Source organism: Porcipelethomonas ammoniilytica (genome assembly GCF_025567485.1).
In the GTDB taxonomy this organism is placed as follows: domain Bacteria; phylum Bacillota; class Clostridia; order Oscillospirales; family Ruminococcaceae; genus Porcipelethomonas; species Porcipelethomonas ammoniilytica.
In genome coordinates this window covers 68,054-82,661 of record NZ_JAOQKH010000008.1, presented here as the reverse complement: position 1 = coordinate 82,661, position 14,608 = coordinate 68,054, and the positions used below count along the sequence as shown (strand labels likewise).

Genomic DNA, 14,608 nt, shown 5'->3' with positions numbered 1-14,608 from the left:
TAAAAAATGCACCCTGTTAAACAGAGTGCATATTGACATATTATGCCGATTATAGTATAATAATGTTTATGGGCATACCTGAAACGGTAGGCTTGCCATCTTTAGGGCAAGTCTGCCGAACGCTTTTCCTATTGCGTTCGGTAGGCGGTCAATCCTGCTCCCGGAAGGGAGTGATTTACTATGAATAATTACGTAACATGGAGTGAATTATTCCAATTTGCATCTGTCTTTATAGCATTTGCAACATTTATGTATGCAATTTTTCATAAAAGGAAATAACCGCCATACTCTCACATAGGCGGTTATTTATATAACTTCTTTATGATTGGGAGCGACCGTCTATCGGTATGCCCCTTTTTTATTATTATACATCAATTGTGGAAATATGTCAACTGTTTTCTTTAAGATTCATAACCGCTGCAAGCCCTGCCGAGATAGCTGAAACAGCCAATCCCAAAACAGCGGATTTTACAGTCAGATCAGTTGCGGCGATATTTACCGCTATGTAACCGACTGCTGTTTGTAAAAAAGTTCTCAATGCTCGCTTTATGCAATTTTTCTTTAAAATGTTCATTTATGTATCTCCTTTTCCAAGTCCTCAATTCTATGATTTGCAACTTTTATTTGTTCTTCAACAACCGGCATTCGCCTTGCAAAATTATTGTGCTCCGCAACCTTGTTTTCAAGCTGCTGAATCCGATAATTTGTCATTTTGCTTGATACCAGAATACCTCCCAGAGAACCGCCCAGTGTTCCCAATAAGGATATTGCCGCAACTATTATTTCCGTCATAAATTACACCTCCTAAATAACATATAATTTTAATCTCAATGTTCCTGTTGTACCTGTGGAGTTGCTTTGCGTTAATGTGAATACTCCTGCACTTGTACAGGTGACTGTATAAGTATAAATTCTTGTTCCCGTATAAATTTGTTTTGTAAACACTGCTCCTGCCACAATGGCAGAAATCGGAATCACATCACAGAAATTGACCGTCTCTCTTTCCGTCCAGCTTGCAGCCATATACACCTGTGAATATTTTACTATCTCAGCATTGGTTACCGTCAGACTGTTTTCATCTGTTGAGCTTTCGGCAAGAAGTGCTCCCGATTGGGACTGCTTAAAATACTTTGCGCTGACAGTACCGTCTTTATCTATTTCAGCCATTTCAGAATTATTGCTGTTTCGTATGTGCAGTTTTGAATTTAAATCAAAACCCATCACACCAACTCGGTTTCCGTTAATTAAATAATCAATTACTGACAATGCCGCAGAGCTTGACGTTGGTCCTCTGTTTACCTTCAAACTCTCCCCATAATCGGCATTACTTATCGTTCCTCCGGTCAACGGCAAATATGCTGCAGCAGGATCCTCAAATCCCAAAGCCAGAATATCAGCTTTTTCTGCTTTTACCGCTCTTGATACATGACCGTTATTAACCTGCATTTTATAGATTCCGGAACTTAACGTGGGAAATTCAGGGTGTACATAATTGTTTGCATTCTCGGCTATTCNAATGTATCTGCGCATCTTGTATCTGTATATTCTTTAGCTGATTTCAGCGCCGCACTTGCCGAACCAGATTCATCATAACTCCCTCCTCCGCCTCCTGTACTGGAGCTTGAAACTGTACTGACTGAATTACTTATCTGTCCTGTAATAGTTGCTGTTTCAGTACCCAGACAAATTTTATTTGCAGTCGGATCGGTCAAGTTTAACGATAATTTTGATACAACATACAACGCATTTTCTAAATTATGGGGTTTAGAATTTACACGTACGTACTGCGCAATTTTAAATCTGTCTATTTCCGTATTTACTCCCGATAGATCCGCCGCCGTAAGCTCTATTGACAACGCTTTACCCATAGATTTTAAATGTGATTCTCCGTATCTCACCAACGTACCCGGCAACACAACATCGTCAAAAATCAGTACTTTTTCTATCCAGCCGTATTTTTCTACTGCTGACTGTGAATACAGGCAATTCAGATATGTTGTAGTTCCGCCTACTTTTCCCGTTACCTGAAATATATCCTTTGAATCGGTAATAGATTTGGACGCATTCCAACCGCCTATATTATGACGTGATCCGCTCCCCTCCTCTCCTCCGTCCATACGTTCTTTACCAAGAGGAATTACCGCTGTCACCAGACTGTCCGCTTCTATATTTTTCTTAAAACTTAAAAGATTTTCTCCTAATTCTATTTTCTGACTGCAAGTCACAGACGGACTGCTTAAATAATCAATATAATTTCCGTCCTCCTCATGCCTTATATAAAGATATCCTCCGTACCTTTCTATCAACTTCTGCTGTATTGATTCATATGTATTCAGAAATGTACTGTCCGCCGCTGAAATCAGGTTATCTGTATTGGAATTATCTCCGTCTGTTACATTTACTATCCCTATTTTAAATGAATGTATATTATCTATACCCGCTTTTTCATTGTGACGCTGANCCACGAGGAATTGCCGCCGTCACCAGACTGTCCGCTATATACATTATTCCCTCCTTACAGTTTTGCCTGCGGTATTGCTATGCTTACCGTTCCCGACGTTTCTGTTGAAATTTTTATATCATGAACACCGCTTATTACTACTGGTATAGCAGAGCCTGGACTGGTAAGATTTGTATACTTTCCGTATAAAACACCGTCAATGTACAAATCCCATCTTTTCACATTATCTGAAACAGAAAATTTCGCCCTTACAACTTTTCTTCCGAAATCTATTTGAAAATCGGTTTCTCTTTCAAATCCGAAATTACGGTCGGCGTATTCCTGTATGGAAAGCGTCCCGTCACTGGAAACATATCGGTTTAAAAGTGCCAAATCTTCCTTCGTTACCATACCGTCAAGATTCATATCAGCACGTGCTATTAGGTCTTGGGTTATGGCACTTCCGTCTATCAGCCATTATAAGATATTCTTCAGATACTTGACTTGTCCCTTTATGAATCAAATTCAATGGGTCAATAAAATCAAGAACATCTTGAAGTAGTGTCGGAAGATATTCCACAATTAAGTCTATTGTATCTACCACTATTTTAAAGACAGGCTCAGCAAATTTCCAAATATTTTTTATAACAGGTACTAGCTGCTCAATAATAGCTTTTGCTGATTTAAGAACGTCCCTGTAGCCTTGTTAAGCCATATCTCCCATACTTTTTCTTCTTCGTGTATATCTATAAACTTTGATATAAAACTCGTAAACTGACCAGTTTGTATATATCCGTCAAGCAAGTCAAACGGAGATGAATATCTTGAGAAAATCATATCAAAGAAATTTACTCCCGCTTCTCCTCCTTGACCAAGTATTTTGATACAACCGTAAAAAAATCCTTAAATTCTTCCTTTGTTAAAACTGCTTCAATCAGTTCTGCGAATTCACTCATTCCCAACTCAGATATTTCATTGGACTTCATTCCGCTTAAATCTGCAAGGAATGAATAAATATCTGTTTCACACCTCGGAAGATTTTCTAAAACTGTTCCGGCTATTCCAATAACAACTTCAAGTCCTATCGCTGAAAAATCCACATTACTTTTTATCTTTGAATGTACAGATGGACTTTTAAAACAATTCATAAATTCCGATATACCGATTTTTGAAATAATTTTAACCATTACAAATATATCTTTTGCACAAAGCTTTCTAAGTTCAAATTTCTTTTCTGACATTTTATTTACCTCACTTTTTAATTTTGAGTATGAAAAAAGCGTCCTAAAAAGAACGCTTGACTTTTTATGAAATTGTGGTATAATAAAAGTGAAAAGGGCGACTGCGATAAGCGGTTCTCCCGAAATGTTTTGGTTTAAAGAAACACCGTTACATTTGGCAGATGGGCGGTGTTTCTTTTATTTAGAAACTATTTCTTGTTTTTATAAATATTATAAAACAAGGAGATAGCAGTTAGAATTACTAAAGTGTACTGAAACAGTCCATCATATGTAACCATAGCTATCACCTCCCTTGTCAGGGAGAAACCGCCTACCGAACGCAATAGGAAAAGCGTTCGGCAGACTTGCCCTAAAGATGGCAAGCCTACCGTTTTATGCAGAAACCCGATTTACTTTTTAGTCCTGATTTATTCAGGACTTTTTTATTATATCACGAATGTATTATTTTGTCAATTTATATCGTTTTTGGATAATAAATATGGTATGGCAACGTAACAGGGTTATTGGTCAAATCCGCATAGCATTCAAACGTTGCCTTAATAACTGTAGCTTCTTTGTTTTTACCTTCAATTTCAAGTCCGCTGGTGCTGTTTATACGTATCAGTTGTCGGTGCATAATGCTCGCCGTATTTTAATCCCTTGTGGAATGTTCCGGCACCAAACATTATATTCCCCGGTGTATTTTTAGATATGCCTGAATGCAGTACTTCATCATTAATTCCTGCCATGTTATTTCACTCTCCATTCTTTTACTTTTAAATTTATTTGTATTCGTTTGAGTTCGTCAACTCCTGTAGGAACAGGCATTGACGATGTATAGAAAACGGCAATACCCGTTTTATCTTCGAGTATCGCCGTTAATCTTTCCTCGCTGTCAAAATACAAGTGCGTTTTCTTTTCTCTCTAGGGGTTGCAATCCTCAAGAAATGCTTTATTTTGCAGGGATAATCACCCTTTTACTTGATTTTTATATAAAAGATAGATATATTGTAAATATTTTGTAAATATTATAATTCAGTGTTGATTTTTGTAAATTTTTGGTATATAATGTGTATATAAGTATATTTAATAAAATTTATTTAAGGAGAAATTATTATGAAAAAATTTAAAAAGATTTTAACAGCAATAACAACAACTGCTATATCGGCTGCTTGGCTTTGCAGTATGTTTTCTGCGAGTGCAGATACTACACAATTAAAAACTTTTAGGATATTTCACGAAGTGGCAGTCAATTCAAATATAGCATATTTTGATTATACTATAAATTACAGTTCAATAGTCACCGCTACACCAAGTATTAAAACAAATTTACTTGACAATGGCTACTTTACTTCCACAAATAATGGCAAAGTACAGGCTACATATCTGGGAAATTCAATAAATACCAATGGTATCATAGCTACCACAGATTTTTATACTCCTATGTCCGTCACAAGCATTTTTAATGAAATCAGCTATAATGCAACAATAAGAAACAGTAATAACAACAATATAGATCCTAATTCAATTACAATGACATCTGTTTTAATGGGTGACGTTAATCAAGACGGAGTGGTTAATGCAGAAGATATTAGTGCTTTAAATAAATATTTATTGAGTCCAATTAGTTTTCCTCTTTCAGAAAAAGGGCTTTTAGCAGCTAACGTTAAATTTGACTTTGACAATGATGGTAATCCTATTATTAATTCGATAGATTCCGCACTAATTATAAATTATTGTAATGGCATTATAGAACATTTTTAATTGATTTTATACTTAAAAACCTATAAATGAGACTTAAAAAGTAGTAGACACAAAAAGTGTCTACTACTTTATTTCATCCTTTTATTATTAAAGCAAATCAGCAATTTCCAAAATAAGTTTTTCAGATTTTTCCCATCCGAGACACGGATCTGTTATAGATTTGCCATAAATACAGTCATCAACAGTTTGATTACCGTCTTCAATATAGCTTTCAATCATTAAACCTTTAACAAAATTCTTAATATCATCTGAATGTCTGCGGCTATGTAAAACTTCCTTACTGATTCTTATCTGTTCAAGGTACTTTTTACCGGAATTGGAGTGATTTGTATCAACTATTACGGCTCTGTTTGCAAGATTTTTCTTACAATACAATTCATAAAGCAAAATAAGATCCTCATAATGATAATTCGGAAGATTCTGCCCGTGCTTATTAACAGAACCTCTCAGTATAGCATGAGCGTAAGGATTACCGTCTGTACTTACTTCCCATCCTCTGTACAGGAAATTATGACTTCCCTGAGCAGCAGTAATTGAATTCAGCATAACTGAAAAATCGCCTCCGGTAGGATTTTTCATACCAACCGGAATATCCATTCCGCTTGCCGTTAATCTGTGCTGCTGATCTTCCACTGAACGTGCTCCAATTGCAACATAAGAAAGCAAATCATAAAGATATCTGTAATTTTCAGGATAAAGCATCTCATCTGCACATGTAAGCTTAGTTTCAGCTATTGCCCGTGTATGAAGATGACGGACATGAATAAGTCCCTCTAAAATATCCTCTTTTTTTGTAGGATCAGGCTGGTGGATCATTCCTTTATATCCTTCTCCTGTAGTTCTCGGTTTATTTGTATAAATTCTAGGTATAATAATAATTTTATCCTTAACTTTTTCTTGAATTACTGCTAAACGTCCCACATAATCCATTACCGGTTCTTCCTTATCTGCCGAACAAGGACCAATTATCAATAAAAATTTATCAGAATTACCCGTGAAAACGTCTATAATCTCCTTATCACGTTTTTCCTTTGTTGTAAGAACTTCTTTCGGAAGCGGATACATATCGCGTATTTCACTTGGCAAAGGCATTTTTCTTTTGAAATTCATACTCATTGTTTTTTTACTCCTTTTATTATAATGTAATACTTAATCGCTTTAAATGGATAAAGTGACATTATTGGTAATAATGCCCCAAAAGCTTCTTCTTTCGGGGCAATCAAACCTTGTTATTATTATATCATATAATTTGCATAATGTCAACTGAAAATAAGTATAAATTATCTTTTATCAGAATTTTCCTTACACCTGTAAGAAGTACGAAGTATATAAATAGGACGTTTTTTAGTTTCAGTATAAGTTTTGGACATATACATACCTACTATTCCCATGCAAAACAGTTGTATACCGGCAATAAAACACATAATACATACCAGTGACGGCCATCCGGAAACCGGATCCCCAAAAATTAGTTTTCTTATAATAATAACAAAAATCATTATGAACGCCAACGCACAAAACAACAATCCGGCAAATGAAGAAAGTATAAGCGGAACAGTTGAAAATGCCACGATTCCGTCAATAGCATAAATAAACAATCCCCAAAATGACCATTTAGTAGTTCCGCACACACGCTGAATATTTTCAAACTCAAGCCATTTTGTCCTGTAGCCTACCCATGCGAAAATTCCTTTTGAAAAACGGTTATATTCTTTAACTGAAATTATTGAATCCACCATCTGACGGGTCATCATACGGAAATCTCTTGCGCCGTCCACTATATCAGTCTGAGAAATCTTTCTAATTATCTTATAAAACTGTCTCGCAAAAAATGAACGTATTTTCGATTCGCCTTTTCTGGTTACTCTCCTTGAACCAACACAGTCATATTCTCCCTCAAGCAATGTTGCATACATTTCTTCAATAAGTTCAGGAGGATCCTGTAGATCTGCATCTATAATAACTACATAATCACCATTTGACTGTTCTAAACCGGCATACATAGCCGCTTCTTTTCCAAAATTTCTGGAAAATGAAAGATAACTGACATTCGGATCCTTCTTACTGCATTCTTTCAGTACTTCTAAAGTTTTATCCTTAGATCCGTCATCAACAAATAAATATTCCATATCTATATCGTATTTTTGCTTCATAGAATTATATACTTTATTCATTGCGTCCAAAAAATATGGTATAGTTTCCTGTTCATTATAACATGGGACTATAATAGTAATAAGATCTGACATATTTTGCTCCAATCTGTATAAAATAACAATCAATTTTTTTATTATTATACCATATTTCACACTGCTTTGCAACAATTTAACAAAAATATAATAAGGTGTGAAATAAAAATTCCACACCTGCATAAAAACAAAAAATATTTACTTTATTTCACTTAAACAATTATGACAAATCTTTTTTCCTTTGAAGTCTGTAAGATTTAATTTTGAATGACAAAAAATACACGAATCCTGAACTTTCGTGATAATTATTTTTTCATCTTCAACACGTACATCAACAGAGGATCTGATTTCCATACCTAATTTTTTTCTAATATCCTTGGGCAATACTATTCTTCCCAAATCATCAATATTTTTAGTTATTACTGTATTCTTCATGTTCCGTGCTCCTTTAATTTAATTATATATATATTATAATATATTTGTCGAATTTTGTCAAGATGTGTCAAATATTTTATTTATATTTAATTATTTAATTTTATATTTACATTTCAGGCCCCATTTTTCTCATTATTGCCAAAGCAGTTTTGATTCCGTCAACAGCCGCAGACATAATTCCTCCCGCATAGCCTGCGCCTTCCCCGCAGGGATAAAGATTATCCAGTGAAACAGAATTCATATTTTCTGTACGTTTGCACCTGACAGGAGAGGAAGTTCTGGTTTCCGGTGCTGTAAGCAGTGCATTACCATCACCGAAGCATTTCATTTTTTTGGAAAAACACCTTAACCCCTCACCCATCATAGAAGTTATGAAATCCGGAAAAATTTTATTTAAATCGCATGAACATATTCCTCTGTCGTAAGTCGGTCTAATATCAGATTTCAGAAACGGACTATCCTCTAAAAAACCTTTTACGGTAGTTGCCGGAGCATACTTCTGACCGCCGACGCATTTAAAAGCATTCTGTTCAATTGTACGTGCAAAATTCATCCCGTCCAGAATACCGCTGCCATAATCTTTATCCGAAACGGATACCACAAGCGCTGAATTGGCATTTTCACCGTTTCTGGCAAACTCGCTCATTCCGTTAGTGACAACTGTTTTTTCCTCGCTGGCAGACGGAACCACATGTCCTCCCGGACACATACAAAATGTATAAACGCATCTTCCGTCAGGGCGGCGATACGAAAGCTGATATTCTCCAACCGGAAGATTAGGATTGTCCGCATATTTTCCATATAAGCTGTAGTTTACATCCATTTGTTTGTGTTCGATTCTCACTCCTACAGAAAACGGCTTCGGCTCAAGAAAAACATTCTTATTTACAAGCATTTCAAATGTATCTCTTGCAGAATGTCCAACTGCCATTACCAGTGCACACGCTTTTATTTTATTAATTCGGTTATATGTTATGCCGTTTACAGATCCGTTATACACGCTAAAATCATCCAGTTTAGCGTTAAAAATAATTTTGCCGCCAAGAGATAAGATTTTTAAACGTATGTTTTTGACAATTTCACGCAAATTATCCGTTCCGATATGCGGTTTTGCTTTTATAAGAATTTCTTCGGGTGCGCCGAATTCTGCAAATTTTTCCAAAACATATCTGCAAAGCGGATCGTTTATTCGTGTGGTAAGTTTTCCGTCCGAGAAGGTTCCTGCGCCTCCTTCTCCAAATTGTACGTTGGATTCTGTATTAAGCTCACCACCCTTCCAATATTTTTCAACGTCTTTAATACGCTCGTCTACAGGTTTTCCTCTTTCAATAATAACAGGTCTGTACCCGTATTCAGCAAGCAAAAGACCGCAGAACATTCCCGCCGGTCCGAAACCGGCAATAACTACTTCCCCGTCACGTTTTAAAGAAGATATTTCAGGAGTAAAAATACTGTCTGAAACATACCGGCAATTTTTATTCCGGCAGATTTTCTTTTCAGTATTTTTACTTAAAGCTTTTACATATATTGAATATACAAAATGAATATCATTCTGTTTTCTTGCGTCAAGAGATATCTTATTTATATCAGCGCTTAATATATCATTTTCAGACATGTTAACAGTTTTCAGTGCTTTTTTTATAACTAAAGACTTATCTTCGTCAAGAGCGCCTTTGATCTGATCAATTATAATGGGCATAATAACCTCCAATTATATATTTTCGCAATTTTTTCGGAATAATGATAAATAAAATTATATCATAATTTCTTTAAAGTATCAATATTTATGAAAAAGCACTATATTTTTTTATTTTTCTATTGAAATATAAGTTTTTTTTTGGTATAATAATTAATGTATAAGTTTATACATTCTTGTCGTTTTTTTAAGTATGGAGGTGAACCGGCAATGACAGTCAGAGAACAAACCGAAATTCTCGAACTAAGTACTCTAAGTACCTATGCCTGCACTTCTGCCGGTCATGGAAAGCGTAAAATCTACGAGGAAAAGTGTCCCTTGAGAACAGATTTTCAGCGGGATCGTGACCGCATTCTTCATTGCAATGCTTTCAGGCGTCTTAAAAGAAAAACTCAGGTGTTTTTATCACCGGTCGGCGATCATTACCGCACACGCCTTACCCATACGCTTGAAGTTTCACAGATTGCAAGAACTATTGCAAGAGCTCTCAGGCTCAATGAAGACCTTACAGAAGCAATTGCTTTAGGACATGATCTGGGACATTCTCCTTTCGGACACTCCGGAGAAGCTATACTGGATGAAATCTGTCCCTATGGATACAAACATTATCTTCAAAGCGTACGTGTAGTTGATTACATCGAAAAAAAGGGACAGGGACTCAATCTTACTTATGAAGTAAAAAACGGCATTGCATGCCATACCAACAAAATTTCAGCTACCGCCGAAGGAAATGTCGTAAGATTATCCGATAAGATCGCATATATAAATCATGATATTGAAGACGCTATACGTGCAGGTATCCTTAAACCTTCCGATTTGCCGGAAAATGCAGTAAAAATTCTTGGCTCAACCAAGTCGAAAAGAATTACTACTCTGGTAAGCTCAATAATAGAAAACGGTGCTGATGAAATACGTATGACAAACAAAATAAAAGCTGCTCACGATCAGCTTAGAAGCTTCATGTTTGAATTTGTATACACAAATCCGACCGCAAAAAAAGAAGAAAAAAAAGCAAAGATACTTGTTGAACAGCTTTATGAATACTTCAAAAAAAATCCGGAAAAAATGCCGGAAGAATACATTCAGATTTGCAGAAAATTTGACCGTGACAGAGCTGTTTGCGATTATATTTCCGGAATGAGCGACGGATACGCAGTTGATCTATACACCGAATTATTTGTACCTCGTTCATGGAAATAAAATAATCGGGTACTTAAAAGGAGGAACATAAAAAATGCCGCTTCCGGAAGAATTTATCTATCAGCTGAAGCTTGCAAATCCTATTGAATCAACAATCGGCAATTATATTAACTTGCTCAGACGCGGCAAAGACTATGTTGCCTTGTGCCCGTTTCATTCAGAAAAAACTCCGTCCTTTCACGTTTACACCGATACCCAGAGCTTTTACTGCTTTGGCTGCGGCGCCGGCGGAGACGTTATTACATTTACAAAAAAAATCGAAAATCTTGAGTACATTGAAACAATAAAGCTGCTGGCTCAAAAAGGCGGTCTTGACGTTCCGGAAAACGATACTGATAACAGAGCCGCAAATTTAAAAAAACGTATTCTGGAAATTAACAGAGAAACTGCAAATTACTATTTTAAACAGCTTGTTTCAGGTGATGATAAAAAGGGTCTGAAGTATTTTGTTGACAGAGGACTCAAACCTGAAACTATAAAAAAATACGGCTTGGGTTATGCTCCTGCAAGCTGGGACGGTCTGTATAAGCATCTTTCAAAATCCGGTTATTCAAACGAAGAAATGATTGCGGCAGGAGTCAGAACTGTCAGCCGAAATAATAACAATGTTTATGATACATTTCGTGAAAGAGTAATATTCCCTATAATTGATTTAAGAGGAAACGTAATTGCTTTCGGAGGAAGAACACTAGGTAATGGTATTCCAAAATACTTAAATACCGGTGATACTCCGGTTTTTAAAAAAAGCAGAAATCTTTTTTCTCTTAATCTGGCTAAAAATTATCCGGCAAGGAAAATGATTCTTGCAGAAGGATACATGGACGTAATTTCTATAAATCAAGCCGGATTTGAAAATGTCGTTGCAACCTTGGGAACTTCGCTTACCTCCGATCAGGCAAGACTTATGAAAAGCTATGCAGATGAAGTTATTATCTCATATGACAGCGACAGCGCTGGTCAGAAAGCTACTCAGCGTGCAATCAACCTGCTGAGCGAAGCAGGTATAAATACAAGAATAATAAAAATGAACGGCGCTAAGGATCCGGACGAATTTATAAAAAAATTCGGAGCTCAAAGATTTAAGATGCTTCTGGAAAATTCCGACGGTGCAATTAATTTTGAATTGGAAAAATGCCGAACCGGACTTGACCTTAACAGCGAAACTGATAAGGTGACATTTCTGAAAAGATCTGTAAAGGTTTTATCAGGAATTTCCAACCGTCTTGAACGCGACGTTTACATTTCAAAGGTCGCAAGGGAAAATGAAATTAGTATTGATGTTCTGCGAAGTCAAATTGATGCGGAAATTAAAAAAAATATTAATATAGAAAAGAAAAAAGAATGGCAGGCTATACGTTCAAAATCCTTATATAATGATCCTATTGTACCGGAATCCTCCCGAATTCCCAGACAAGTTAAAGCAGAAGAAGGTATACTTGCCTATCTATTTAGATTTCCGGATAAAATGGAAACAGTTATGCAGTCTGTTTCTCCGGAGTATTTTGTAACAGATTTTTACAAAAAAGTTTTTGTCTCATACTGTAAAAAAATGCAGAATCACAGCAATTTCAGCATATCTATGTTCGGCGATGAATTTACTGATGATGAAATGGGCAGAATAACGGGAATAGAAGCAAAAAACAAGGAAATTATTATAACAGAAAAGAATCTTAAGGATTTTATCAATATTCTGATTGATTATAAAAATAATCCGATAAACCATGGAAATAAAATTTCTTCTGATGATGATTTGATCAATATCGTAAAAGCAAAAAGAAAGAAATAAAAAACAGCAAAAACTGCTGAGAAACGGAGCGTTAATATGTCAGAGAAAAAAAATACTATTGAAAGCTTGATGGAAAAAGGTAAAAGCACCGGAAAGCTTACTACAAAAGAAATTACCGATGCTCTGGAAGAACTTGATTTTGACGTTAACCAGATGGATACTTTCTATGACAACTGTGCAAGCTATAACATAGAAATTGTAGATGATTATTCTACTGACGCCGATCTTAAAATCGGTATGGACTCAAGTCTCAACGACGATCTCGAAATGGCCCTTTCAACCGAAGGAATCGCTATTGATGATCCGGTAAAAATTTATCTGAAAGAAATCGGACGTGTTCCGTTACTTACAGCAGAAGAAGAAATTGAACTTGCCCAAAGAATGACTCAAGGCGATTCATATGCTAAAAAACGTCTTTCAGAAGCTAATTTGAGACTCGTTGTAAGTATTGCTAAAAAATATGTGGGACGCGGCATGCAGTTTTTGGATCTTATTCAGGAAGGTAATCTCGGTCTTATAAAAGCAGTGGAAAAATTTGACTATACAAAGGGATTTAAATTTTCAACTTATGCTACATGGTGGATTCGTCAGGCTATTACCAGAGCTATCGCTGATCAGGCAAGAACTATAAGAATTCCGGTTCATATGGTTGAAACAATTACAAAAGTAAAAAAAGTTTCCAGTCAGCTGCTTCATGAAAACGGTCATGATCCAAGCGCTGATGAAATTGCTGAAAAACTGGACATGCCAGTTGAAAGGGTACGTGAAATAATGAGAATCGCTCAGGATCCCGTATCTCTTGAGACTCCTATCGGAGAAGAAGAGGATAGTCATCTTGGCGATTTTATTCCTGACGACGAAGCTCCTGCACCGGCTGAAGCCGCTTCACTTATGCTTTTAAAAGAACAGCTTAACGACGTTCTATCAACTTTAACCGACCGTGAAGCAAAAGTTCTTAAACTGCGTTTTGGTCTTGAGGACGGACGCTCCCGCACTTTGGAAGAAGTAGGAAAGGAATTTGACGTTACACGTGAAAGAATAAGACAAATTGAAGCCAAAGCTTTAAGAAAACTTCGACACCCAAGCAGAAGCAAAAAGGTTAAAGACTTTCTTGACTAAGTCGCTAACCTTAATACATAAAAAAGAGGACTGTTCAGTCCTCTTTATTTTATATTCAATTTTTATTTATTGGAGGTTATTTAAAATAACATAGATTAATACACTGGAATCACCCTATAATTATTAATCAAATATTAAATACAAGTTCTGGCGGATCCACTCCCCTTCTATTATGGTTTTTTATAATATAAAATACCATTCATTAGCATCACCTAAACTCATTAAATAGTCTATACTTAATAATTTAGTGCACTGGTACCACCTTTTCATAATTATTTATCTTTGCGTTTTATGTAAAGACATTAAGTCATAAAATATGAGATATTACCATACCTCACAATATTTAATTTGAAACCACAACTGAACCATCAACTGCTTACTTCAACTTACAACTCAATGACTTACCGATTATCTCAAAGACTCTCAATATTACTCATATGGAACTAAAATCATATTTAATTTAATCTTAATATTCCCGTTATTATCATTTGAAACAATCAAGGAAGCATAAGCCACCAGTCATGGTTTCGGGCTGCTGTTCTTCAATTGATTCCATCGGTACCCATCCTCCATTCCGATTCAAATTTATTTCCGTAAAAGGAACTCCGATTCCTTATCAACTGCCTTACAGAAATACCATCGTTAAAAGATAACAAATAAATCAATGGTTCATATTATGAAATAACCAATATTATAAATGATGAATATCATCTTAGAACTTTTTATTTGTTTTCTTTTGATGTATATATAATAACACTTTAT

14 protein-coding genes and 2 pseudogenes are annotated in these 14,608 nt (G+C 35.7%); 4 read left to right on the top strand and 12 right to left on the bottom strand.

All coding sequences use genetic code 11. The annotated features are described in order from the left end of the window. Positions 1-388 precede the first annotated feature (388 nt). The 8 genes from OCV67_RS08095 to OCV67_RS08060 form a co-directional block, all read right to left on the bottom strand. Positions 389-574, bottom strand: a complete 186-nt coding sequence (locus OCV67_RS08095) for a hypothetical protein (RefSeq protein WP_147643476.1) — start codon at positions 572-574, stop codon at positions 389-391. After that, positions 571-792, bottom strand: coding sequence for a hypothetical protein (locus OCV67_RS08090; RefSeq protein WP_147643475.1), 222 nt, complete (start codon positions 790-792; stop codon positions 571-573). The genes OCV67_RS08095 and OCV67_RS08090 overlap by 4 nt, the downstream gene beginning before the upstream one ends. A 12-nt stretch (positions 793-804) precedes the next feature. Further along, the gene (locus tag OCV67_RS08085) at positions 805-1,446 is read right to left on the bottom strand and encodes a hypothetical protein (protein ID WP_147643474.1); all 642 of its coding nucleotides are present in this window, start codon (positions 1,444-1,446) and stop codon (positions 805-807) included. A gap of 62 nt (positions 1,447-1,508) precedes the next feature. Then, positions 1,509-2,465, bottom strand: coding sequence for a phage tail protein (locus OCV67_RS08080; RefSeq protein WP_147643473.1), 957 nt, complete (start codon positions 2,463-2,465; stop codon positions 1,509-1,511). Positions 2,466-2,515: 50 nt separating this feature from the next. Further along, on the bottom strand, positions 2,516-2,866 hold the full coding sequence (locus tag OCV67_RS08075) for a hypothetical protein (RefSeq protein WP_147643472.1): 351 nt from the start codon (positions 2,864-2,866) through the stop codon (positions 2,516-2,518). A gap of 422 nt (positions 2,867-3,288) precedes the next feature. After that, entirely contained in the window at positions 3,289-3,681 is a 393-nt protein-coding gene (locus OCV67_RS08070) for a hypothetical protein (protein ID WP_147643471.1), read from the bottom strand. Between the two features lie 572 nt (positions 3,682-4,253). After that, complete coding sequence (locus OCV67_RS08065) at positions 4,254-4,409, bottom strand: hypothetical protein (protein ID WP_178085053.1); 156 nt, start codon at positions 4,407-4,409, stop codon at positions 4,254-4,256. 1 nt (position 4,410) lies between these two features. Further along, a complete protein-coding gene (locus tag OCV67_RS08060; protein WP_178085052.1) occupies positions 4,411-4,566 on the bottom strand; it encodes a hypothetical protein in 156 nt (51 codons plus the stop codon). A gap of 210 nt (positions 4,567-4,776) precedes the next feature. On the opposite strand from OCV67_RS08060, the gene OCV67_RS08055 reads away from it, so the two are divergent. Beyond that, positions 4,777-5,424 carry a dockerin type I repeat-containing protein gene (locus tag OCV67_RS08055; protein ID WP_147643470.1) on the top strand — a complete coding sequence of 216 codons (648 nt, stop codon included), beginning with the start codon at positions 4,777-4,779 and terminating at the stop codon, positions 5,422-5,424. 87 nt (positions 5,425-5,511) lie between these two features. On the opposite strand, the pseudogene OCV67_RS08050 reads toward OCV67_RS08055, so the two are convergent. The 4 genes and pseudogenes from OCV67_RS08050 to OCV67_RS08035 form a co-directional block, all read right to left on the bottom strand. Next, positions 5,512-6,543 (bottom strand): annotated as a pseudogene (locus OCV67_RS08050) (3-deoxy-7-phosphoheptulonate synthase); the annotation flags it as partial. Positions 6,544-6,704: 161 nt separating this feature from the next. Next, positions 6,705-7,670 (bottom strand): glycosyltransferase family 2 protein, encoded by a 966-nt coding sequence (locus OCV67_RS08045; RefSeq protein WP_147643468.1) that lies wholly within the window; start codon positions 7,668-7,670, stop codon positions 6,705-6,707. A 138-nt stretch (positions 7,671-7,808) separates the two neighbouring features. Then, positions 7,809-8,045, bottom strand: a complete 237-nt coding sequence (locus OCV67_RS08040; RefSeq protein ID WP_147643467.1) for an AbrB/MazE/SpoVT family DNA-binding domain-containing protein — start codon at positions 8,043-8,045, stop codon at positions 7,809-7,811. Between the two features lie 106 nt (positions 8,046-8,151). Continuing rightward, the gene (locus OCV67_RS08035; RefSeq protein WP_147643466.1) at positions 8,152-9,744 is read right to left on the bottom strand and encodes an NAD(P)/FAD-dependent oxidoreductase; all 1,593 of its coding nucleotides are present in this window, start codon (positions 9,742-9,744) and stop codon (positions 8,152-8,154) included. A gap of 207 nt (positions 9,745-9,951) precedes the next feature. On the opposite strand from OCV67_RS08035, the gene OCV67_RS08030 reads away from it, so the two are divergent. From OCV67_RS08030 to rpoD, 3 genes and pseudogenes are all read left to right on the top strand, one after another. Continuing rightward, positions 9,952-10,941: a deoxyguanosinetriphosphate triphosphohydrolase gene (locus OCV67_RS08030; protein ID WP_147643465.1), complete on the top strand. Its 990-nt coding sequence runs from the start codon at positions 9,952-9,954 to the stop codon at positions 10,939-10,941. 34 nt (positions 10,942-10,975) lie between these two features. Then, entirely contained in the window at positions 10,976-12,727 is a 1,752-nt protein-coding gene (gene dnaG, locus OCV67_RS08025) for a DNA primase (protein ID WP_147643464.1), read from the top strand. A 30-nt stretch (positions 12,728-12,757) separates the two neighbouring features. Beyond that, positions 12,758-13,846: pseudogene (rpoD, locus tag OCV67_RS08020) on the top strand (RNA polymerase sigma factor RpoD); the annotation flags it as partial. Positions 13,847-14,608 lie beyond the last annotated feature (762 nt).